The organism is Salinivibrio sp. ES.052, from assembly GCF_900141775.1.
In the GTDB taxonomy this organism is placed as follows: domain Bacteria; phylum Pseudomonadota; class Gammaproteobacteria; order Enterobacterales; family Vibrionaceae; genus Salinivibrio.
In genome coordinates, this window is sequence record NZ_FSRI01000001.1 from 1,849,926 (window position 1) to 1,871,106 (window position 21,181).

Here is a 21,181-nt window from a genome sequence, read left to right on the forward strand (position 1 = left end):
GAATTAATTAATCCCACCAATACGGTTAAAGCGAACGCCGGTAGGCACCCAAGACGGTAACCAACTATCACTAGGACGTTCAAATTCAAAGCTTATCCAAATCGCAACCGCCTTGCCGACCAAATTACGCTCAGGGACGAACCCCCAGAAACGACTGTCCGCACTGTTGTCGCGGTTATCTCCCATCATAAAATAATGCCCTTCCGGCACCACCCAGCGGTTAACGCCTGGACGAGGCTGATAAGCACTTACTCGATCGCGCTTATTGGGATGGACAAGAATCTGATGCAATTGCTCTCCCAGTTGCTCCTGTGCTTTCACAAGGCTCACACCACCTTGTGCAAACTCACTCGACTGGATGTCATCGATTGGAACCGGCTGACACTGTGTTTCTCCCTTGGGTTGAATACACAAACGCTTCTCTTTGGTGTAAACCACGGTATCACCCGGGAGCCCGACGGTTCGCTTGATATAATCGATATTCGGTTGTGGTGGATATTTAAATACCACGATATCACCACGCTCAGGCTTACCGGTTTCGATAAGTTCAGTGTGAAAGGCAGGATCACGTAACCCATAAGCAAATTTTTCCACCAGAATGAAATCGCCAACCAATAAGGTTGGCATCATTGATCCTGATGGTATTTGAAACGGTTCATAGATAAATGAGCGAAGGACTAACACCACGGCAATCACAGGAAAGATAGATGCCATATTCTCAACCCAACTGGGTTGTGGCATCACTTTAGCCACTTGCTCAGTATCCAGTTCCGTCTCTGCCACTTTGAGCGCTTTCCCGGCAGCCTGGCGGCGGCGTGGTGCCCAGTGGTATTTATCTAGCGCCCAAACAATGCCGGTGACAATCGTCACCAGCACCAATATCAAGGAGAACGTATTAGCCATAATGGAATCCGTTATTATTTATCTTTGCCTACATGCAAAATGGCTAAAAAGGCTTCTTGCGGCAGTTCAACATTACCGACCTGCTTCATCCGTTTTTTACCTTCTTTTTGTTTTTGCAGTAGCTTTTTCTTACGACTCACATCGCCGCCGTAACATTTTGCAGTGACGTTTTTACGCAACTGCTTAACCGTTGAACGGGCAATAATGTGGTTGCCAATCGAGGCTTGGATCGCAATATCAAACTGCTGACGCGGAATAAATTCTTTCATTTTTTCCACCAACTCGCGACCACGTGGCTGCGCGTGGGCGCGGTGAGTGATGATCGCGAGCGCATCAACACGCTCTCCATTCAGCAAGATATCCACCCGCACCATGTCGGATATTTCGTAACGTTCGAAGTTATAATCTAACGAGGCATAACCGCGTGACGTTGACTTAATACGGTCGAAAAAGTCCAACACGACTTCCGCCATCGGTATGTCGTACGTCAGCGCAACTTGATTGCCGTGGTAGACCATATCCACTTGGGCGCCACGTTTCTCAACACACAAAGAAATCACATTGCCGACGAATTCATTGGGTACCAAGATATTACAACGCGCGATCGGCTCACCAATGGCTTGAATGTCGTTCACTGGCGGCAGCTTGGCTGGGCTATCTACATAAATCACTTCGCCATCGTTTTGAGTGACTTCGTAAACAACCGTGGGTGCCGTGGTGATCAATTCAAGATCGTATTCTCGCTCCAGACGCTCTTGAATGATCTCCATATGCAGCATGCCAAGGAAACCACAACGGAAACCGAAACCAAGCGCTGCAGAGCTCTCAGGCTCAAAGAAAAGAGACGCATCATTGAGGCTTAACTTATCCAAGGCATCTCGGAAGTTTTCATAATCATCAGATGAAATCGGGAATAAGCCCGCGTACACCTGAGGTTTCACTTGCTGGAAGCCTTCAATGCGCTTTTCACAGCCATTTTTCGCATGGGTAATGGTGTCACCCACTGGGGCACCGAGGATATCTTTGATACCACAAATCACCCAACCCACTTCACCGGTTTGCAAACCATTAAGCTCTTTACGCTTAGGCGTGAAAATACCAATGCTGTCCACGTTCCATTCTTGGCCCGTGCTCATGATTTTGACTTTGTCGCCTTTTTTAAGTGCCCCTTCGCGGATACGAACCAACGAGACCACACCGAGGTATTTATCAAACCAGGAGTCAATAATTAGCGCTTGGGTTGGGGCGTCGGGGTTACCTTCCGGCGGTGGAATAAGGCGAACAATATCTTCTAGCACATTATCAACGCCCACCCCTGTTTTCGCAGAGCAACGCGTTGCATCAATGGCTTCAATACCAACGATGTCCTCGATTTCTTGCGCAACGCGATCAGGATCGGCGGCCGGTAAATCAATTTTGTTCAAGACAGGCACCACTTCAAGGTCCATGTCCATCGCGGTGTAGCAGTTGGCCAGCGTCTGTGCTTCAACCCCTTGTCCTGCATCCACCACCAGCAAAGCACCTTCACATGCCTTCAGTGATCGCGAAACTTCGTAAGAGAAGTCAACGTGTCCTGGCGTATCGATGAAGTTCAACTGATACTCATTGCCGTCTTTGGCTTTGTAGTTCAGTGTCACACTTTGTGCTTTGATGGTGATACCGCGTTCACGTTCCAGATCCATAGAATCAAGGACCTGCTCTGCCATTTCCCGGTCAGTGAGGCCGCCGCATACGTGAATGAGTCGATCTGAAAGCGTCGACTTACCGTGGTCAATATGAGCGATGATCGAAAAGTTACGAATATACTTCATAAGTGGGTGTGACTTACTCGTTATCAATAAGAATGGGATCCTAAGATCAAGTGGACTGGATTCTACCGAAAATAGTGGCTAGTCGCTATCCTGGTGTGTTGTATTTATCATCGCTAAGCCCGAAATAGGCTCACCCATGACACGTAAAAGCGCTGGCTGTTGTTGATCAGCGCTTCCTACATGTGGCGCTAACCGTTGGGCGATAACAACCCCCAACGCCCCGCACCCTAGGCTCAGGGCAATGACCCCTCCTTCACCACTTCCAGCCAAGGACGCAAACAAAAACTGCCCCAGTAATGCCCCCACTAACATCATCACAAGCGGCACCATATACACCACCAGCGCCGAACGTAATAAGGTGGCCTCACCCAGGCCTATTTCAACTAACGTGCCAACAGGAAGAGGTTGCGGAGAACGAACACTGACATGGTTGACTTTTCCCGGCAGCGCCTTGGAAACAATCCCAGTACCACATTGGCTTTGCGATTGGCAGCTACCGCAGCTAGTTTGCTGCTGGCAAGCCAGTGACAACCACCCATCGTGATAACCGGTAACCTCCGCCAACGCTTTGATCATGGTGAGACCTTTTTTTCTGCTTCTGATGTGGGCATACGATTGATACGGACAGATTCAGCAATCCGTTTAGCCGTCTCTGGCGGAATGTCGCCAACCACGGTAATTTCTGCGTTCCCGCTTGTCACGCTGTGCAAGGTACGCCGCCCTTGGCGCACAATCTGTTTACGCACAGAAACATCGTCCGCTTTCGCCAAGTAAACAGAAAAGCTAAATAAGCCATCGCTAAACATCTGGCTCTCAACCGCACGTTTCGTCATCATTAATCGGTGGCGATTGCTATAAACGGGTTTGAAGCCATTAGGCAACGCCGTCACCTGCCAATCCAATTCAGAGCGATTGGTGGTTAGCGGTAACGTCAGTACCGGTGGCAAAGTCAACTCGGTCAATTTTTGCATCGACTCATTGATTTTCGGGGTAACAACCAATGACAAAGCTCGATACTGCTCTAACGGGTCACCATCTCGGTCTAGTAAATCGGCTCTAACGGGCAAGTAACTTTGTTCATCCAACCATAGAACATAGGAATACCGCTCACCATCTTTGGGGGTAATACGCACAACATGACAATCTATCCCCGCTTCACGTGAATGTCCCATAGAGACAAAATCATAGTGCTTTGCCAAGATATCAATATCGGCTTGGATGAGCGTTGGCAAGGGAGCCACCATATGATCGCTGGCGATGGTAAAGGGGTCATAGCCAGGCTCAAAGTAACTGATCTCGCCGCCGCGACGAATCACTTCCCGCGGCGGGCCACTTAAGTACATCAAATGACCATAAGCGTTGCCATCTATCTGAGCATGACGAAAGCGTAGCGGCTCTAAGCTGTTTTTACCTACCAGAATGTAGGACACTTCATAGTCTAGGGTATCGCTTGCGGTATCCATTTGATGTAACAAAGCCTCGGCAGAGGGGTCGGCCGAGGCTTGCGCAGACATCAAACTGACCAGCGCAAGCGCACCGATCAGAGTTTTTTTCATTGATTATTACTGCTTGTCGACGGTGCCAGTGTCTGATGATCAGACAGCCTATCTTTATTCAACCGTAGCTGCAATTCATAGTCTTTCAGCATTGCATTCACACGACGGCGCTGCTCCATCATTTCGGCCTCTGAAGGCGTCGCGCGTAAATCATCACGGCTTAAACTGACTGGCTCAGCAGCTCCGGCAAAAGGAATCGTTTCCAACACAGGCGGTTGCGTTTGCGCGCTCACCACCGGTGAAGTACTTTCAGACTGATTATAATGCTGCACACCGACAATGACCGCGAGTGACACACAGGCGGCGACACTCACTTGTGTGAGCTGCTGTAGCCACCCAGGTAGATGACGACGTGCTTTTTCTGGGCGCGGCTGCGCCTCATGCATTGGCAATACATTGCTATCACGACTTTCGCCCTGATAAGCAGGCTCTGCTTCCAATGCAGATGCTACAGAGTCGGCAATGTTCCATTGCAACGTACTGGGGGCGTCACCACGCATTACATCACGAATGGTGCCAAAATCACTCCAGGTCTGTCGCGCGTTATCATCTCGCTCAATATCGTGGATTACCGAAGTATCCACGAGTTCACCATCTAATAACGCCGAAATCTTTTCTTTATCCGTCATTCAAGTCACCGTCATGCAGTCAGCAAAACTCGTTACCGTTTCATCAGTGGTCGGATGCGCTTTTCAACCGCTTCACGCGCTCGGAAAATACGCGACCGCACCGTACCGACTGGACAATCCATTACCTGTGCAATTTCCTCATAGCTGAGCCCGTCGAGCTCCCGTAAGGTAATTGCGGTTCTTAAGTCGTCAGGCAGTGTTTCTATAGTCGAAAACACTACCTGTCTCAATTCATCTGACAACATCAAGTTTTCAGGGTTCGATATTTCTTTTAATGAACCACCACTTTCAAAGTTTTCTGCTTCATCGGCATCAATATCACTCCCCGGCGGACGCCTTCCTTGAGCCACCAAGTGGTTTTTTGCTGTATTCACCGCAATGCGATACAGCCAAGTATAAAACGCACTCTCGCCACGAAACCCCGGTAACGCACGGTACGCTTTAATAAACGCCTCTTGTGCAATATCCGGAATGTCACCACTGTGTGTGCCTACATAGCGGGCGATAAGGTTACATACTTTATTCTGATATTTGACGACTAACAGATTGAAAGCTTGCTTGTCACCATTCTGTACACGTTCTATTAGAACCTGATCGGTTAGCTGCTCGCCCATTCGAGCGTTTACTCCTTGGTTGATCTTTCCGCCCGATTATCGAAATTCTATGCCCGACGTTGTCAGAGCGCGGTTAAACCCGCTTGCGAGCTTTCGCTATGCATTCGATAACCTCTTGGGAGGAAAGTTCCTCACCATGTTGGTTTTATTATGCGTTGAATCACATTACTGTGACGGAATGGCCAAAGCATCTTCCTTTGGCAGCGTGTATTGTCGCCCAAACAATGGCACGGTTGCAAACTTTCAACCAAGCTAGGCAGGATTTGATCTTACCGCGCGCGGCTGCGTCAAATTGGTGTAACATTGGGAGCGCAGAAAAAGGATTAGGGATCATGACGACCACAACTCAAGAACATCAATGTGACGTGTTAATCATCGGCAGTGGTGCCGCTGGCTTATCACTGGCGTTACGTTTGGCACCCACACACAAGGTTATCGTATTGAGTAAAGGCCCACTCAGTGAAGGGGCAACACTCTATGCGCAAGGGGGCATCGCGGCTGTTTTTGACGAGCAAGACTCGGTCGAGTCTCATGTTGAAGATACGCAAATAGCTGGGGCTGGCATCTGTGATACCGATGTCGTCGATTTTATTGCCCGTAATGCCAAAGACTGTGTTCAATGGTTAATTGATGGCGGTGTCCCCTTCGACCAAGAAGACAGTGATGACGAAACCCCTCGCTACCACCTTACTCGCGAAGGGGGGCACAGTCATCGACGGATCCTTCACACCGCCGATGCCACCGGTATGGCGGTGCAGAACTCACTGCAAGATAACGTCCGCCAGCACCCTAACATCACACTGCTCGAGCGGCATAACGCGCTAGATATTATCACGCGTAAAAAAGTCGGTTTAGGCGGACCTAACCATGTATTAGGGGCCTATATCTGGAACCGCAACCAAGAATTGGTAGAAACGGTCCGCACCAACCATATGGTCTTGGCGACTGGTGGCGCATCGAAAGTCTACCAATATACCTCCAATCCCGATGTTTCTTCCGGTGATGGCATCGCCATGGCATGGCGAGCGGGATGCCGAGTCGCTAACCTCGAATTTAATCAGTTTCACCCAACTTGCCTTTATCACCCGGATGCGCGCAACTTTTTGCTCACTGAAGCATTGCGCGGTGAGGGCGCACACCTAAAACGGCCCGACGGTTCGCGCTTTATGGCAGACTTCGATCCACGAGGGGAACTGGCCCCCCGTGATGTGGTAGCACGCGCGATTGACTATGAAATGAAGCGCATCGGGGCGGACTGTATGTATTTGGACATCAGTCATAAAGATCCTGACTTTGTTATGAAACACTTCCCCACGATTTATGAGAAGTTGAAGCAATATGGCATCGATCTGACCCAAGAAGCGATTCCGATTGTCCCTGCCGCCCATTATACCTGTGGTGGCGTCGTGGTCGACAAGAATGGCACCACCGATTTACCCGGCCTCTATGCCATTGGTGAGGTAAGCTATACTGGCCTACATGGTGCCAACCGTATGGCATCCAATTCATTGCTAGAGTGTGTTGTTTATGCATGGTCTGCCGCGGAACATATCAAAGCCCACTCGGGGCACATTGAACCCCACACTGCGCTACCGCCTTGGGATGAAAGCCAAGTCATTTGCTCAGACGAAGAAGTGGTCATTCAGCACAATTGGCATGAGCTGCGCCTGTTTATGTGGGACTACATGGGGATTGTTCGTTCAACCAAGCGTCTTGAACGAGCCTTACGCCGTATTGAACTGCTAAAGCAAGAAACGCACGAGTACTATGCCAATTTCCGCGTATCAAACAACCTGTTGGAGTTACGTAACCTACTGCAAGTGGCAGAATTAATGGTGCGCTGTGCGATACAACGCAAAGAAAGCCGCGGCCTGCACTACACCATTGATTATCCAGAGCCCAAAGAACAATCAGGCCCCACCATTCTCACACCGGATCAACCTTGTTAGCGTGATAATCTCATCCGCTACCATCAAAAATGGCCAGCTTGCGACTGGCCGTTTTTTTAGCTTTTAAATTCACTCACGGCACGCTCTAAATTAGCGGCCTCTGCAGCGACCTGATGTGCGGCTTCACGGTTCTGACTTGCCCGCTCGGTGCTCGTTTGAGCGATATCTTGAATATTATGTACATTCTGATTGACCTCTTTAGCCACCGAGCTTTGCTGCTCTATCGCCGTCGCGATGTGCGTGCTCATATCCATAATATGTTGCATGTCTTCCATAATTTGCGACAGCTCTTGCGACGCAGACTCAACCTTGGTCACAGAGGTTTCACCATCTTCCCGGCTCTGCTCCATCCGATCGGATACGGATTGAGTTTGCTCTTGCAAGGATGTGATGATGCCAGAAATTTCATCGGTCGACTCGCGAGTACGGGTGGCCAGTTGACGCACCTCATCAGCGACCACCGCAAAACCTCGCCCTTGTTCACCCGCACGCGCGGCTTCAATTGCGGCGTTGAGCGCTAACAAGTTGGTTTGTTCTGAAATATCTTTGATCACATCCAACACTGAACCGATAGTTTCAGACAACTTACTCAACTCAAGCACCTCGTTGCTAGTATTGCTGAGTGTCTCAGACAAGGTCATGATCATAGCACGCGTATCATCGACCACTTTTTGTCCATTCTCCGCACGACTTAAGCTGGTCCGCGCATTGTCGGCAGCTTGATCCGTGTTACCCGCGATATCCCGAATCGTACTCTCCATTTCATTCATGGCGGTGGCCGCATGGGTTGTTTCATCTAACTGCGTCGCCAACGCATTTCCTGTCTGCTCCGTCCGAGACTCAACTTGCTCCGCACTTTGGTGTAATGCCTGTACGGCTCGACTGACATCAACCACCATTTTCTGAACGCTACCCAGCATCTGGTTGACATCCTTGGCCATCAATGCAATTTCATCACGTCCCGTTTCATCCGCGCGCAACGTGAGATCACGTTGTTGTGTAATCGCGGCCATCTGCTGACTAAACCGCGCAATGCGCAGTTGAATGCCGCGGTTCATCCATAAAGAGAGCACGGTCATAATGAGTGCTAATACCAACACAATCGAACCAGTCAACATCATGGTCTGACGTAAGCTTTTATCAACCGCCTGCTCATATTCTTTGCTCAAAGCATTAAACATATCTTCAACTTGGTGCGTTTTACTCCGGATTTCCCCCAATAGCCCTTTATCTGCGGCTAGACCCAATGTCTTTTTCTGAGCGACGATTTTGTCGACTTGCGCCTGATGGGCTTGGAACAACGCCAGCAGATCCCCCCGTAGGTAGTCCGCTAGCTCTTGCATTTGGCTTTGATATCCATCGATGTATTCTAGGTTACTGCTTTGCACAAACAGCTTGGCATCCGCCGCTAAAAGACGGGCGTTACTCTCGAGCACGATGTCATTTTTTGTCGCGTCCACCATTTTCTTGCTTGCGCTTTGCATCTGCCCTCGCAGCCCTTGCTCAGGCGTTAAACCCAATAATTGATATCCTTTGCCCAGGTTGCGAAACCCGTTCGCATAACCTTTCATTGCGCTTTTAACGTTATCAATCGTCACCGTGTTTAATCCCAGTGATGCACTGCGTGCGCGAAAGTCACTGAGCAGCTCGTTGAACGAATCCACATTGTTATCAAAACGGGAGAGATATTTGGGATCCATGCGAGACAGGAAGTCTTTCTCATTGCGGCGCAGATTGAGCAGTATCACTTCAAGGTCTGAAACCGTTGTTAATTGGCTATGCATTTTTTGCAACCGTGTTTCCGCCTTCCATGCCACCGCCGTGACAGCCAAGAGTGCCAGCACCGACATCAAGGTGAGTGACAAGAGTTTTTGTTTAATATTCATAGCGACCCTACAGCATTCTCTGAGCAAGAGAGGTTTTTACTCGTGTCCTTTGAATATCGGTGATAACGCCAGAAAGTAAAGTGGCGTTATCGGTTTGTCACAAATATGTCACACGTTATCCTAAAGTCGTTGGCAGCAGTGCCGAAAAATAAGACGAAAATGATAATCAGGGAGGCCATAACGCCACAGATGTAGATAATACGTACGATCCTGAGAGGCAAACACAAGTAACCAAGGCGTGGCCCAAATACATGCCATGTGAAGATGCTGGCCGTGAGGTAATCGCACCCAACCATCGGAGGAAAAACGGAAGTGGCCCTCGCTGCTCGCAAGCCGGTGATGGAAATTAAACAGCTCTCGTGTCGCCAATAGCGTTAGTTGGGCGCGCGCGCAGAGCGGGAGAGAAACGTGCACAGCAAGCAGCCATGCCACCATCACGCCAAATAGCAGTAAACCGATGGTGACATAACGAGGACGGTACAGTTGGCTATGTACGTAGTTGACTTCGATTATAGGCGACAACCTTATCCACAACGGACTTCATCTTCGGGTCGTCAGGTTTACCATGCCCCATGAGCCAAGCAAACAAATCCGGATCAGCACTTTCTAAAAATGCGACAAAATCCTGTTTTTCCTCTTCATTCAATGTATCAAAACACGCTTCAAAATACGGCATAACCAATACATCTAATTCCAACATGCCTCGACGGCATGCCCAACGGATCCGTGCTTTATCCTCGGTGTTAACCATGTGTACCTCTATCACTGATGTCAGTGGATGCATATTATCAACGCCAATGCCGGGCGACTACTTTTCCCGAAAAACAAACGGCGGATCTGAGAGCTCCCCAGCGTTAATCCATTGCATGGCGCAATACCCTTACAATACAAAGGCTGACAAGCCCGTAACGCACGATTACTATACGGAGTAGAGCCTATGTTTTCTCAACGGAGAGCGTGATTTATATGAGCGAATGGTATCAAGCCGTGGCATTTCAGCCTGCGGACAAACAACTGAATGATCAAACGCCTGATCTTGCCATTGTTGCACTCGATAATTGGGCGTTAACTAAAGTCAGTGGCGACGACACCAAAAGTTACTTACAAGGACAGCTCACTTGCGATATAGAGCGCCTTGCAGACGACCAATCGACTCTCGCCGCCCACTGCGACCCCAAAGGAAAGGTCTGGTCTGTTCTACGCTTTTTCCACTTTCAGGATGGACTGGCGATGGTGCAACCTGCCTCCATTGAGGCCACCCAACTACAAGAAGTCAAAAAATACGCCATTTTCTCCAAGATAGCGTTTGATAAAGTAGACTACGTGTTACTTGGCATTGTCGGTCCCCATGCAGACAAGTTGATTGACGACCACATTGGCACGCAGGGCAACGTGCGCCACAGTGAGTGCAGCACAGCGGTTCTGATTGAACCCAACCGTTGGTTGCTCGCCATTGAGCCTGCCGCCGCAACAGAGCTAGTTCATCAGTACCAATCCCACGCCACCCTGCTAAGCGCTGAATACTGGGACCAGCACGACGTCGATGCTGCGCTTCCTCGGATTGAGTCTGCCACCTGTGGTGAGTTTATTCCGCAATCTTTAAACCTACAGGCTCTCGGCGCCATCAGCTTTACAAAAGGCTGTTATACCGGCCAAGAGACAGTGGCACGTGCAAAGTATAGAGGCATGAACAAGCGGGCCATGTATAAGCTTACTGGGCAAGCCGCACGCACACCGGTCGCAGGCGATAAAATAGAGCGAGCCGTTGGCGACAATTGGCGCTCAGGTGGCACCGTGATTGCAGGTTACCGCGATGCGAATGACCAAGCAGCCGTATTAGCCATACTCCCGAACAACCTGGATGACGATACGGCATTTCGCCTTGCCGATGCACCGGCAAATATATGGCAACGCCAGCCACTTCCTTATTTATTAGAAGACAGTGATTAAACTGTGACACTTGCTTCAAACGACCCTCATTGGCAAACACAGGTGACTGCAGTGCTTGATAGCGCCCAGGTCACCTACCAAATATTGTGGCAGTCACACGCGACACAGTCCATTGAGCAGACGGCGGCACAACGAGGCATTTGCCCCTCCCAAATGCTAAAAACTATCGTGCTGCGTGATATGGGAGGGCGCTATGCAATGGCCTGCGTGCCTGGTGACCAACAAGTCAGCCCTCCCAAGGTACGGCAGTATCTCGGATGCCGACGAATGACCTTGGCTAATGCTGAGCAAGTGCGCACAGTAACAGGCTATGAACTCGGTGCGGTCGCGCCGTTGGCAACGCCTCACTCACTGCCTGTATTTTTTGATCGGCAAATATGGGCGTATGATACGGTGACCATCAGCAGTGGGGATCGACATGCTGGGCTGTGGGTGAAAGTAGAAGACTTAATTGCACTCTGCCAGCCCACCCTCGCCGATATCTGCCGAGCCAAAAGCAGTGAAGCATATTGAACAAGGAAGTACGCAACGGATGGCACAAAGACAGTGGCGCAAATATGACCTGAATTTATTAGTGACTTTTGTCACTTTAATGGAAACGCGTAGCGTGACCCGCGCAGCTGAACGCCTGTCGCTAGGCCAGTCAGCGATGAGTCACAGCCTTTCACGCCTGCGTACCATGCTAGATGACCCGCTCTTCGAACGGCGAGGACACCAAATGGTCCCCACCGCGCGTGCATTAGATATCGCGCCCAAGGTTGAGGCATTACTCGCTACACTCGCTACTGATGTATTGACGTCACCGCAATTTGATCCGACAAGCTTTGATGGCCAAATCCGACTGGGGCTCACCGACTATGCCGAGCTTATTTTTGCACCTAGCTTGTTCGATACACTTAACCAGCAACTCCCAATGGCACAACTGAGCCTACGCCCGGTTGATCGCCAGCACTGTCTCAGTGCCCTCAAAAACGATGACGTCGATGCCGTCATAGGCGTTATCCCTGATGATTCAGGCCTGTTAGATAGCAAGGTATTGTACCGCGAACAACATGTCTGCTTGTTTGACCCTCACAGTACTGGGCTAACCCCGCCAATTAACTTGGTTGACTTTATTTCAACCCCACATGCACTTGTCAGTGCCAACGGGAAACTTTCCAGCCCCATTGACACCACCTTGAGTGAACAGGGTTACCACCGACACATTGTGATGGGATCACAACGCTTTTTAACCGTCCGACAACTGCTCAAAGGGCGTCAATTACTGTGTACTGTCCCTGAGCTGATGGCCCGGTTAGATACCTTTAATGATGCCCACGACCTTACCTTTAGCCAGCCACCGATTGACGTGCCTGGGTTTGATATTGGCCTAGCTTGGCGGCGCCAAGCCAGCGGTGACCCCAAGATAAAATGGCTGACAACACAAATTACCGCCATCATTTCTCAGCGCGTTTCTGTGCTAAAAGCACAAAAGAAGTAAATCGTATTATAGGAAGAAGCGCGTCAGACATGACCTGTCTATACTCACGCCTTAGTCGGCATCCTGATCGCCCAAGGTTTCTTCATAATCTTGTGCATCGAGCAAGGCATCGATTTCAGATTCATCGGTCGCTTGAATTTGGAACAACCAACCGTCACCGTATGGATCACTGTTGAGCAATTCAGGATTGCTATCAAGCTCTTCGTTCACCGCCATCACTTGGCCTGAGATAGGCGCATAGATATCAGACGCTGCTTTTACCGACTCGGCAACAGCACAGTCATCTCCCGCATCAAACGTGTCACCCTCATCTGGCAAATCAATAAAAACCATATCCCCGAGCAGGGCCTGGGCATGATCTGAAATGCCAATCGTAAAGAGGCCTTCCCCTTCAGGACGAATCCATTCATGGGTGGCGGTAAATTTTAGTTCGGATGGGATATCACTCATAATTTTGGTCCTTGTTATACCCAATGACAACGTTCATCGTCAGTTGGTAAATTCAACATCTCGCGCATAGTCACATCATGTCTCAATGCTATTTAGCATATTCTTTATTTTTCGCCAATTTCAGCCATCACGCAATCACGAAAAAGTCGTTCTCCGAGTGGCTGGTTTGGCAAGTTCGGGAAGCTCTCCCACCAGCCCTAATGCTCGAGCCATCAATGGCTGTTTTGCTCCTGGCAAATGATTCACCGCACGCATGCCAAGACCACGAACAAGTTTTTTCATCGGGTTATCGCCATCAAACAAACTACGGAAACTTTGCATCGCTACAATCATCTGTGCGGCTTCAGCCTTACGCCAACGTTCGTAGCGACGTAGTGACGCGTATTGACCGATATCTTTCCCTTGCTCTGATAACAGACTGATTGTCTGTGCCAAGGCTGCCGCGTCCAGCATGCCTAAATTCACACCTTGACCCGCCAATGGGTGAATTGTATGGGCGGCATCCCCTACTAACGCGACACGCTCAGCGGCAAAGCACTGCGCATAGCGCATGGTTAAGGGGTAACTGGCACGTGGGCCGATCACCTCACACATGCCGAGTTTGGCATCAAAAGCAGCAGTGAGTGCGCGATTAAATATGTTGGCCTCCATGTCAATATAGTCAGTGGCCTGTTCGGGGGGCACTGACCAAACAATCGAACATAAGTGTGCGTCGGAGAGTGGCAAAAAAGCGAGCGGGCCATCGGGGGTAAATACTTGACGGGCTACCCCCTGGTGGGGCTCTACCGTACGCACCGTTGCCACGACAGCATGGTGCCCATAATCTCGCTGAACCAAGGGAAAGTGCGCGTTTTCACGCACCCATGAACGCGCACCATCAGCGCCGACCACTAATTTAGCCGTGACCCCACTGCCCGAAGCCAAATGTAACCAGGTTTCGCTCTCGCCTTGCATCATTGATTGACACTGCTCGGGCATCAGCAAAGTCACATTGCTCTGCTTTTGCACCCGCTCGAGCAGAGCCAGTTGAATAACACGGTTCTCGACAATATGACCAAGATTTTGCTGACCGAACGCCTTGGCATCAAAGTCAATTTCCGCAAAGCTGTCTTGCTCCCAGACGTGCATTTTCTGGTAGCTCGCCATACGGCGTGAGGCAATCCCCGGCCATACGTCCAAGGCTCGGAGCAGGTGCTCGCTTGCTCGACTCAGAGCTGAAACTCGGTTTTCTGGTATTGGATCCAAGGTCAGTGCCGGCGAATGCCCTTCAATAACAACCACTCGTAAGTCCGTCTCCGCAAGCGAAGCAGCCAGTGTTAATCCCACCATACCGCCACCGACAATCGCGACATCTGCATTAATCATTTTCATCTCGGCTCCACCCATCCCATGGTGCGTTGCACAAGGGGTTGTTTGACTCGTTCCAGTGCCGACATGACTCCCAGACCTGCATTCCTAGCCCCCGCCAATAGCATACTATCGTTGGAAAAGAGGTGAACAAGGCCTGATGTTAGCGCCACTGTGCTGTCTCTGTCTGAGGTACGTCGTTTGGCGTAATCCATTAATATTGGCATCGCCCCAATATCGTCACCCTGCTCCGCTGCCGCACTCAGAGTGTCAGCCAATGTGATGACATCCCGTAACCCAAGATTAAACCCTTGCCCTGCAATGGGGTGTAAGCTTTGTGCTGCGTTACCGACCACCGCCACTCGGTGACTAACAGGACGCACCACCTGATTAAGTGCCAGCGGATAAATATGTCGCTCGCCAACATACAGCAACCGACCTAAGCGCCAGCCAAATACCTGCTGTAAGCGCTGCAAGAAAACCGAATCACTGGCTTCCATCAATTGTTGGGCCTCGCTTGGCGCTACACACCAGACTAAGGAACATCGCCCCTGTGACATCGGTAACAGTGCAACGGGACCCGTTTGCGTGAAGCGTTCAAAGGCTTGTCCCTGGTGAGGAAGCGCGGTAGACACATTGGCAATCACCGCGACTTGGCCAAAATCATGTTGTTGACGCGGTATGTTCAACTGTGCACAACACGGGGATCGTCCACCGTCTGCCGCGACAAGTAAGGATGCCACTATAGGCTGGCCCTGTTTTAAGGTGACTGTCACCGCGTCGGGAGAGCGAGTAATGGCAACCACCGCATCGGGGCAAAAGACATCGATCGCCTCGCGATTCTTTAGTTTTTGATGCAGTACCGCCCCAGCATCCGCCAGTTCAATCACTTGGCCAAGATAGGGGACGCCCAGAGAGGACGCATCGATACGTGTTTGTCCGGCATGGCCGCGATCCGACACATGAATATGTTGAATCGGGGTGCCAAAAGGTGCTAATGCCTCCCATAAACCGAGCTTGGCAAACGCAGCACAGCTCCCTTCGGCCAGCGCGATGCTACGAGCATCGTAACCCGGGTGATCTCCATGGTCAGGTAACATCGCCTCTACCACCGCAATACGCAGTGTGCCGCGGCTAAGGGTATCCAATGCCAGTGCTGCCGTTGCCCCAGCCATCGCCCCGCCGGCAATCACTATATCGTAGGCTTTCATCCCATTCTTACCTCGCCGGTGTAACAACTACGCATCTATATTGCAGATGCCATTCAGATTAATGGAGAGTTTTGGGGGTATCGTCGTTATCAGGACGCGCACCTAACTCAGCATGGACAACCATACAGCAGACACGCACATGCTCGACAACCTGCTCAAGCAACTCCGCTTGCTCTTGCATATCTCCGTCTTCATCAATGCCTAATTGAGCCACTTCTTTTAAATCGGTCAGCGCTTCGGTAACGTCTTTGGATAACGTACGCCCCCGAGTACCAATCAGACCAACACCAGCTAAGAATGCATTGATCCATTCCACTAATGCTTCTGCACGGGCAACAACTCCTGACTGTTCGTCGTCAGGGATATAAATATCCAAGTCTAAATCATTGCCAGTAAACTGACTTTTGAGCAGGTGATAGCTTTGCATCGCCAGGGTTTTGGACTCTGTCGGCCATCCCATCCCTTGGTGAGTATAATCGTAAAGCATGGTTAGCCAGCTACCGTCTTCTAGCTCCAAGCCACCACTGAGCATGCCTGCTATTAAGCCATGCATCTCCGCCGGTGAGACCGCCAAGCTATCAGCGGTGAGTGCCTCTACGGTTTTCGCGTACGCAGGTAAACGGGTCTCAGTCACAATCTTGCCCCTAGTCATGCTATAAAAAAGAAGTGGCACAGTTTAGCATCTCACACCACCAGGCTGAATCACTCGCGTCAAAAACCCATCTTTCATCGACTCCCCAGAAAATCGCGTTAATACGGCATCAAGTGTAAAAGCGCAATGGATACAGTCACGATGACAAAGATCAACACCAACGTTGGGAGCTGTTATAGCAAAGCGAGTCAGTTCACACTTATGCTAAGTAACCGCCATGCCAAAGAACCTCATAACACCAAAGTGCATGAGTAGATAAGCGTTAATCGCTCTTATTGATTAACAGCAGGGAGGTGGATAGCGCCGTGAATCGTGTATTTTTTGTCTAAATTCCCTGCATCAACACCACTCGCGGTTTTCTATGTAGTGTATTCGGGCAAATAATTGCTAGAATAGCGCCACGATATTGTGTACTGGCCTTTACCTTATAGGCCGGATGAGGAGCCAGCTTGGGACTATGAACACACAACCGGTTGAAATAAAAATCCTGGATCGTCTTGTTCGCGTCAATTGTCCGCCCGGGCAAGAGCAAGCGCTTAAAGATGCAGCAAGTGAGTTCGATCAACGGTTGCATCGGCTGGCAGAGCGCACTAAAGTAACCAATACAGAACAGCTCATCGCAATTGCCGCTCTGAATGTCTGTCATGAGCTCAATGACGCTAAAGAGGCATTAGAAGCGGTGGAAAATCAGGTGGAGCAACGAAGCACCCTGATGATGTCACAATTGGACAATGCGATAGCCGTGCAAAGCGCACAAAAATAATCCGAATTCCCTGGGGTGTTTGTCAGCGGATCTACGTCCCTGAGCCGATAAGCAAACCAAAGGGTGAGTTGTTATAAGCTACTGAGCAAGCTCGGCTCGTACCGAGAAGCCTACGGTTTATACTACCCACCCGCCTTGAACCAGCGGGTTCAAGGGCCATTGATCCCAACGGCACCCTGGGGCTCCCTCCTCCCTCTTTTGGCTAGCATCAAGGACACCTATGCAGCCTAGACAAATTCGACAGCAGGTCCGACAAGCTCGCCGTCAGCTATCGGGTGAACAGCAACATCAAGCCGCTCAAGCAGTGATGGCAAAGTTTATGATGCTGCCTGATGTCATCAACGCAGAACACATTGCGCTCTACTTATCGTTCGACGGTGAGCTTGATACCCGCCCAGTAATTGCCGCTTGCTGGCAAGCAGAAAAAAGCGTCTATCTGCCCGTTATTCACCCATTCAGCCGCGGACATTTGCTTTTTTTACACTACAGTCCGTCGACAGCAATGTGCATCAATCGTTATGGCATTGCAGAGCCTGTGCTGGATATCCGAACACTGATTCCCAGTTCAAAACTCGACGTGATTACGACCCCGCTAGTGGCATTTGACTCAAGCGGTCAACGCCTTGGCATGGGAGGCGGGTATTATGATCGTACCCTCGGATTATGCGCGCCCGATGCCGTCGCCGTTGGGTTGGCTCATGACTGCCAGCATTGGAGTGAGTTGCCGACTGAACAATGGGATATACCGTTGCCGCATATCCTGACGCCAAGTCAGCACTGGCATTGTTCTGCTTCGCTGCCGCCAACGTGATTTCGCGACCTATACCCTGACGCCACCATTCGGCTTCGCTATAATCACGCCTTACCCCCCCTTTATGTAGGAGTTATCATGACCCAGGACGAAAAGAAAAAAGCCACCGGCGAAGCCGCTGTAGAGTATGTTAAGCCAGGCAGCATTATCGGCGTCGGCACAGGCTCTACTGTCAATTACTTTATTGATGCACTCGAGCCAATTAAAGAAACCATCAAAGGCGCGGTATCAAGTTCTGAGGCTTCCACTGATCGTCTGAAAGCATTAGGGATTGACGTGTTCGATGCCAATGAAGTCGGCTATTTAGATATCTATGTCGACGGGGCCGACGAGATCAATGCACGCCATCATATGATTAAAGGCGGGGGCGCAGCCTTAACACGCGAGAAAATTGTTGCTGCGATTGCAGATAAATTTATCTGTATCATCGATGATACCAAACACGTTGATGTCCTTGGTGGATTTCCATTACCGATTGAAGTGATCCCAATGGCACGCTCTTACGTGGCACGTGAACTGGTTAAATTGGGCGGCGACCCTTGCTATCGTCAGGGTGTCGTGACCGATAACGGCAATGTCATCCTTGATGTACACAACCTCAAAATCCAAGATCCAAAAGGGTTAGAAGACACCATCAATGGCATTGCCGGGGTAGTGACCGTGGGACTGTTTGCGAATCGTGGCGCTGATATTGTCCTAACAGGTACAGACTCTGGTGTGAAAAAGGTTGCGAGCTAAATGCATAATTCGGCAAATCAACAGCTTATGATTTTCCTACAGGAGCCATAAAGCCAAACGTTTGCGTTTATTGTAATCAATAAGTTAAAAGCACCTTTTTAAGGTGCTTTTTTTATGTCCTAGAACGGATAATTCTTACCCCTTATGTAAATTTTTGTTATGTTGGTCACTGTTCTGATACCGGCACATCGCATTCCCTACTGCGGCTTGGCGTCAAAGATCAGCCCACTGACCACGTCTATAAACCGCCTCCTCTTCAAAGGGGCGCTAGGGTATAGGGTTACGATGCGCCCCGGCACTCAGGCGCAACATTGCTACCACTATTGTTTCTAAGGAAGAGAACAGCCCGCATGTCACACTATTCACTGGACAAGAATAAGATCAAAATTCTGCTACTCGAAGGCGTCCACCCCACTGCAGTTGAAGCATTCAAGCAAGCGGGTTATACCAATATCGAGTATCACAAAGGCTCACTCACAGGTGAAGATCTCGAAGATGCGATAAAAGACGCCCACTTTGTCGGTTTACGCTCTCGCACACAGCTCACCGAAACGGTATTTAAAAAAGCCAACAAACTGGTTGCTGTTGGATGCTTTTGTATTGGCACCAACCAAGTGGATCTCGACGCTGCAGCCAAGCGCGGTATTCCTGTTTTCAATGCACCCTTTTCGAATACCCGCAGCGTGGCAGAGTTGGTGCTGGGTGAGATCCTATTACTGTTACGCGGGATCCCAGAAAAGAATGCCAAAGCGCATCGTGGCGAATGGCAGAAATCAGCGGATCGATCGTATGAAGCCCGAGGAAAAGTGCTGGGTATCATTGGCTATGGCCATATTGGTACCCAGCTCAGTATCTTGGCGGAAAACTTGGGAATGCGCGTTTATTACTATGATGTCGATAGCAAGCTCTCACTCGGTAATGCCATTCAAGTCAACTCATTGACCGAGCTGCTAAACCGGAGTGATATTGTCTCTCTACATGTCCCTGAGACGCAGAGCACGCAAGATATGATTGGCGCTGAAGCATTTGCTCGTATGAAGCCTGGCGCTATCTTTATTAACGCATCGCGTGGCACCGTCGTCGATATTGACGCTCTCTGTGGGGCACTGGAAAGTAACCACCTTTCCGGCGCAGCGATTGATGTCTTCCCGGTTGAGCCAAAAACCAATAAAGACCCGTTCAGTTCACCATTGCAAGCGTTTGACAATGCTTTACTGACACCACATATCGGTGGTTCGACCCAAGAAGCCCAGGAAAATATCGGCCTGGAAGTTGCGGGGAAACTGGTTAAATACTCAGACAATGGTTCGACCCTATCATGTGTCAACTTTCCTGAGGTCTCTTTACCCGAGCACCAAGGTCGCTCACGCTTGCTGCATATTCACGCCAATCGCCCCGGTGTGCTGACCAAGATCAACACCACCTTTGCCGATGAAGGCATCAACATTGCTGCCCAGTACCTGCAAACGTCCGCCCATATTGGTTATGTGGTGATCGACGTCGAAAGCGAACATGCGTACAACGCATTGCAAAAATTGAAAGCGATTGAAGGCACTATTCGTGCGCGTATCTTGCACTAATGTCCCCGTCTACCTTTCACCTAAAACTAAAAAAGCCCCAGAAGGGGCTTTTTTAAAATTTAATATTCTATGCTTCACTGTTCGTCACGCAAAAAAACAAGTTCATTCCCTTTCGAAAGTGCTTCGTTGAACGCATACCCTGCAACATCAAACCTTTTAATGTCTTCGATCGACGTCGCGCGCTGATCGATGAGGTAGCGCGCCATCATCCCACGAGCTTTTTTCGCGTAAAAACTGATCACCTTGTATTGGCCGTTCTTACAATCTTTAAATACCGGCGTGATGATCTCACCATGAAGTTTCTTCTTGTTAACCGCTTTAAAATACTCATTCGATGCCAAATTAATCAGTAACGAACTCTCTTGCGTCGCCAGTATTTCGTTGAGGGTGTCGGTGATAATATCCCCCAGAATTGATAAAGGTTATCGCCACGCGGCGTAGCTAACTTGGTGCCCATCTCTAAACGATACGGTTGCATCAAGTCTAAAGGGCGCAACAGCCCATAAAGGCCGGACAGCATGCGGAAATGCGCTTGCGCCCAATCGAAATCTTGCTCTGACATCGAGTTAGCATCAAGGCCCGTATACACATCACCTTTGAACGCCAATGCGGCAGGGCGCGCATTGTCGGTGGTGAACGTCGGAGACCATTCTGCAAAACGCACGGCGTTGAGACTGGCAATTTTATCGCTCACCTTCATCAGCGACCCAATGTCTGCGGGTGTTAGCTGACGGCAGACCTCAATCAACGCCTCTGAATGCGCCGTAAGCTGTGGCTGTGTATAACGTTCGGTTGGTAACGGTGACTCATAATCCAGCGTTTTTGCGGGAGAAACCACAATCAGCATCTTG

Annotated in this window: 21 protein-coding genes, 1 other RNA gene and 1 pseudogene; 9 read left to right on the forward strand and 14 right to left on the reverse strand. The window is 50.0% G+C overall.

Features of this window, described 5'->3' with window-relative positions; translation table 11 throughout:
- Positions 1-3: 3 nt before the first annotated feature.
- The 6 genes from lepB to rpoE form a co-directional block, all read right to left on the reverse strand.
- Positions 4-903, reverse strand: coding sequence for a signal peptidase I (gene lepB, locus BUQ98_RS08600; protein ID WP_074213375.1), 900 nt, complete (start codon positions 901-903; stop codon positions 4-6).
- Positions 904-917: 14 nt separating this feature from the next.
- Positions 918-2,714, reverse strand: coding sequence for a translation elongation factor 4 (lepA, locus tag BUQ98_RS08605; protein WP_074213376.1), 1,797 nt, complete (start codon positions 2,712-2,714; stop codon positions 918-920).
- Positions 2,715-2,792: 78 nt separating this feature from the next.
- A complete protein-coding gene (locus tag BUQ98_RS08610) occupies positions 2,793-3,290 on the reverse strand; it encodes a SoxR reducing system RseC family protein (RefSeq protein ID WP_074213377.1) in 498 nt (165 codons plus the stop codon).
- The gene (gene rseB / locus BUQ98_RS08615) at positions 3,287-4,270 is read right to left on the reverse strand and encodes a sigma-E factor regulatory protein RseB (protein ID WP_074213378.1); all 984 of its coding nucleotides are present in this window, start codon (positions 4,268-4,270) and stop codon (positions 3,287-3,289) included. Before rseB ends, BUQ98_RS08610 begins: the two co-directional genes overlap by 4 nt.
- Positions 4,267-4,899 (reverse strand): RseA family anti-sigma factor, encoded by a 633-nt coding sequence (locus BUQ98_RS08620; RefSeq protein ID WP_074213379.1) that lies wholly within the window; start codon positions 4,897-4,899, stop codon positions 4,267-4,269. The genes rseB and BUQ98_RS08620 overlap by 4 nt, the downstream gene beginning before the upstream one ends.
- A 32-nt stretch (positions 4,900-4,931) precedes the next feature.
- Positions 4,932-5,513, reverse strand: coding sequence for an RNA polymerase sigma factor RpoE (rpoE, locus tag BUQ98_RS08625; RefSeq protein WP_074213380.1), 582 nt, complete (start codon positions 5,511-5,513; stop codon positions 4,932-4,934).
- A gap of 332 nt (positions 5,514-5,845) precedes the next feature.
- Here rpoE and nadB point away from each other — a divergent pair, with 332 nt between their 5' ends.
- Entirely contained in the window at positions 5,846-7,462 is a 1,617-nt protein-coding gene (gene nadB, locus BUQ98_RS08630) for an L-aspartate oxidase (RefSeq protein ID WP_074213381.1), read from the forward strand.
- A 56-nt stretch (positions 7,463-7,518) separates the two neighbouring features.
- Here the strand turns inward: nadB and BUQ98_RS08635 are convergent, their stop codons facing one another.
- The 3 genes from BUQ98_RS08635 to BUQ98_RS08640 form a co-directional block, all read right to left on the reverse strand.
- A complete protein-coding gene (locus BUQ98_RS08635) occupies positions 7,519-9,348 on the reverse strand; it encodes a methyl-accepting chemotaxis protein (RefSeq protein WP_074213382.1) in 1,830 nt (609 codons plus the stop codon).
- A gap of 120 nt (positions 9,349-9,468) precedes the next feature.
- On the reverse strand, positions 9,469-9,870 hold the full coding sequence (locus BUQ98_RS16940) for a hypothetical protein (RefSeq protein WP_139294668.1): 402 nt from the start codon (positions 9,868-9,870) through the stop codon (positions 9,469-9,471).
- Positions 9,836-10,099 (reverse strand): FAD assembly factor SdhE, encoded by a 264-nt coding sequence (locus BUQ98_RS08640; RefSeq protein WP_074213383.1) that lies wholly within the window; start codon positions 10,097-10,099, stop codon positions 9,836-9,838. The genes BUQ98_RS16940 and BUQ98_RS08640 overlap by 35 nt, the downstream gene beginning before the upstream one ends.
- Before the next feature lie 215 nt (positions 10,100-10,314).
- Between BUQ98_RS08640 and ygfZ the strand changes: the two genes are divergently transcribed.
- The 3 genes from ygfZ to BUQ98_RS08655 are packed head-to-tail and all read left to right on the forward strand — an operon-like array spanning position 10,315 to position 12,778.
- The gene (gene ygfZ, locus BUQ98_RS08645) at positions 10,315-11,298 is read left to right on the forward strand and encodes a tRNA-modifying protein YgfZ (RefSeq protein ID WP_074213384.1); all 984 of its coding nucleotides are present in this window, start codon (positions 10,315-10,317) and stop codon (positions 11,296-11,298) included.
- Between the two features lie 3 nt (positions 11,299-11,301).
- Complete coding sequence (locus BUQ98_RS08650) at positions 11,302-11,811, forward strand: aminoacyl-tRNA deacylase (protein WP_074213385.1); 510 nt, start codon at positions 11,302-11,304, stop codon at positions 11,809-11,811.
- Positions 11,812-11,830: 19 nt separating this feature from the next.
- Entirely contained in the window at positions 11,831-12,778 is a 948-nt protein-coding gene (locus BUQ98_RS08655; protein WP_074213386.1) for a LysR family transcriptional regulator, read from the forward strand.
- A 51-nt stretch (positions 12,779-12,829) separates the two neighbouring features.
- Here the strand turns inward: BUQ98_RS08655 and gcvH are convergent, their stop codons facing one another.
- The 4 genes from gcvH to BUQ98_RS08675 all read right to left on the reverse strand — a co-directional run bounded on the left by gcvH (position 12,830) and on the right by BUQ98_RS08675 (position 16,420).
- Positions 12,830-13,228: a glycine cleavage system protein GcvH gene (gene gcvH / locus BUQ98_RS08660; RefSeq protein ID WP_074213387.1), complete on the reverse strand. Its 399-nt coding sequence runs from the start codon at positions 13,226-13,228 to the stop codon at positions 12,830-12,832.
- A gap of 135 nt (positions 13,229-13,363) precedes the next feature.
- Positions 13,364-14,599 (reverse strand): FAD-dependent 2-octaprenylphenol hydroxylase, encoded by a 1,236-nt coding sequence (locus BUQ98_RS08665; RefSeq protein WP_074213388.1) that lies wholly within the window; start codon positions 14,597-14,599, stop codon positions 13,364-13,366.
- The gene (gene ubiH / locus BUQ98_RS08670) at positions 14,596-15,786 is read right to left on the reverse strand and encodes a 2-octaprenyl-6-methoxyphenyl hydroxylase (RefSeq protein WP_074213389.1); all 1,191 of its coding nucleotides are present in this window, start codon (positions 15,784-15,786) and stop codon (positions 14,596-14,598) included. Before ubiH ends, BUQ98_RS08665 begins: the two co-directional genes overlap by 4 nt.
- 58 nt (positions 15,787-15,844) lie before the next feature.
- On the reverse strand, positions 15,845-16,420 hold the full coding sequence (locus BUQ98_RS08675) for a UPF0149 family protein (protein WP_074213390.1): 576 nt from the start codon (positions 16,418-16,420) through the stop codon (positions 15,845-15,847).
- 475 nt (positions 16,421-16,895) lie between these two features.
- Between BUQ98_RS08675 and zapA the strand changes: the two genes are divergently transcribed.
- The 5 genes from zapA to serA all read left to right on the forward strand — a co-directional run bounded on the left by zapA (position 16,896) and on the right by serA (position 20,330).
- Positions 16,896-17,201 carry a cell division protein ZapA gene (gene zapA / locus BUQ98_RS08680; RefSeq protein WP_074213391.1) on the forward strand — a complete coding sequence of 102 codons (306 nt, stop codon included), beginning with the start codon at positions 16,896-16,898 and terminating at the stop codon, positions 17,199-17,201.
- Positions 17,202-17,205: 4 nt separating this feature from the next.
- Positions 17,206-17,388, forward strand: a non-coding RNA gene (ssrS, locus tag BUQ98_RS08685) — 6S RNA.
- A gap of 33 nt (positions 17,389-17,421) precedes the next feature.
- A complete protein-coding gene (locus tag BUQ98_RS08690) occupies positions 17,422-18,012 on the forward strand; it encodes a 5-formyltetrahydrofolate cyclo-ligase (protein WP_074213392.1) in 591 nt (196 codons plus the stop codon).
- A 78-nt stretch (positions 18,013-18,090) separates the two neighbouring features.
- Positions 18,091-18,750, forward strand: a complete 660-nt coding sequence (gene rpiA, locus BUQ98_RS08695) for a ribose-5-phosphate isomerase RpiA (protein WP_074213393.1) — start codon at positions 18,091-18,093, stop codon at positions 18,748-18,750.
- A gap of 350 nt (positions 18,751-19,100) precedes the next feature.
- Positions 19,101-20,330, forward strand: a complete 1,230-nt coding sequence (serA, locus tag BUQ98_RS08700) for a phosphoglycerate dehydrogenase (RefSeq protein ID WP_074213394.1) — start codon at positions 19,101-19,103, stop codon at positions 20,328-20,330.
- Between the two features lie 74 nt (positions 20,331-20,404).
- Here serA and yaaA read toward each other — a convergent pair.
- Positions 20,405-21,177 (reverse strand): annotated as a pseudogene (yaaA, locus tag BUQ98_RS08705) (peroxide stress protein YaaA).
- Positions 21,178-21,181 lie beyond the last annotated feature (4 nt).

Excerpts from the sequence above, each read along its gene's own strand:
- BUQ98_RS08665 (WP_074213388.1), bottom strand. The coding sequence starts at position 14,599 with ATGAAAATGATTAATGCAGATGTCGCGATTGTCGGTGGCGGTATGGTG.
- lepA (WP_074213376.1), bottom strand. The coding sequence starts at position 2,714 with ATGAAGTATATTCGTAACTTTTCGATCATCGCTCATATTGACCACGGT.
- nadB (WP_074213381.1), top strand. The coding sequence starts at position 5,846 with ATGACGACCACAACTCAAGAACATCAATGTGACGTGTTAATCATCGGC.
- ygfZ (WP_074213384.1), top strand. The coding sequence starts at position 10,315 with ATGAGCGAATGGTATCAAGCCGTGGCATTTCAGCCTGCGGACAAACAA.
- BUQ98_RS08620 (WP_074213379.1), bottom strand. The coding sequence starts at position 4,899 with ATGACGGATAAAGAAAAGATTTCGGCGTTATTAGATGGTGAACTCGTG.
- ubiH (WP_074213389.1), bottom strand. The coding sequence starts at position 15,786 with ATGAAAGCCTACGATATAGTGATTGCCGGCGGGGCGATGGCTGGGGCA.
- rseB (WP_074213378.1), bottom strand. The coding sequence starts at position 4,270 with ATGAAAAAAACTCTGATCGGTGCGCTTGCGCTGGTCAGTTTGATGTCT.
- rpiA (WP_074213393.1), top strand. The coding sequence starts at position 18,091 with ATGACCCAGGACGAAAAGAAAAAAGCCACCGGCGAAGCCGCTGTAGAG.
- zapA (WP_074213391.1), top strand. The coding sequence starts at position 16,896 with ATGAACACACAACCGGTTGAAATAAAAATCCTGGATCGTCTTGTTCGC.
- BUQ98_RS08690 (WP_074213392.1), top strand. The coding sequence starts at position 17,422 with ATGCAGCCTAGACAAATTCGACAGCAGGTCCGACAAGCTCGCCGTCAG.
- BUQ98_RS08635 (WP_074213382.1), bottom strand. The coding sequence starts at position 9,348 with ATGAATATTAAACAAAAACTCTTGTCACTCACCTTGATGTCGGTGCTG.
- serA (WP_074213394.1), top strand. The coding sequence starts at position 19,101 with ATGTCACACTATTCACTGGACAAGAATAAGATCAAAATTCTGCTACTC.
- gcvH (WP_074213387.1), bottom strand. The coding sequence starts at position 13,228 with ATGAGTGATATCCCATCCGAACTAAAATTTACCGCCACCCATGAATGG.
- BUQ98_RS08640 (WP_074213383.1), bottom strand. The coding sequence starts at position 10,099 with ATGGTTAACACCGAGGATAAAGCACGGATCCGTTGGGCATGCCGTCGA.
- BUQ98_RS08610 (WP_074213377.1), bottom strand. The coding sequence starts at position 3,290 with ATGATCAAAGCGTTGGCGGAGGTTACCGGTTATCACGATGGGTGGTTG.
- lepB (WP_074213375.1), bottom strand. The coding sequence starts at position 903 with ATGGCTAATACGTTCTCCTTGATATTGGTGCTGGTGACGATTGTCACC.
- BUQ98_RS08655 (WP_074213386.1), top strand. The coding sequence starts at position 11,831 with ATGGCACAAAGACAGTGGCGCAAATATGACCTGAATTTATTAGTGACT.
- rpoE (WP_074213380.1), bottom strand. The coding sequence starts at position 5,513 with ATGGGCGAGCAGCTAACCGATCAGGTTCTAATAGAACGTGTACAGAAT.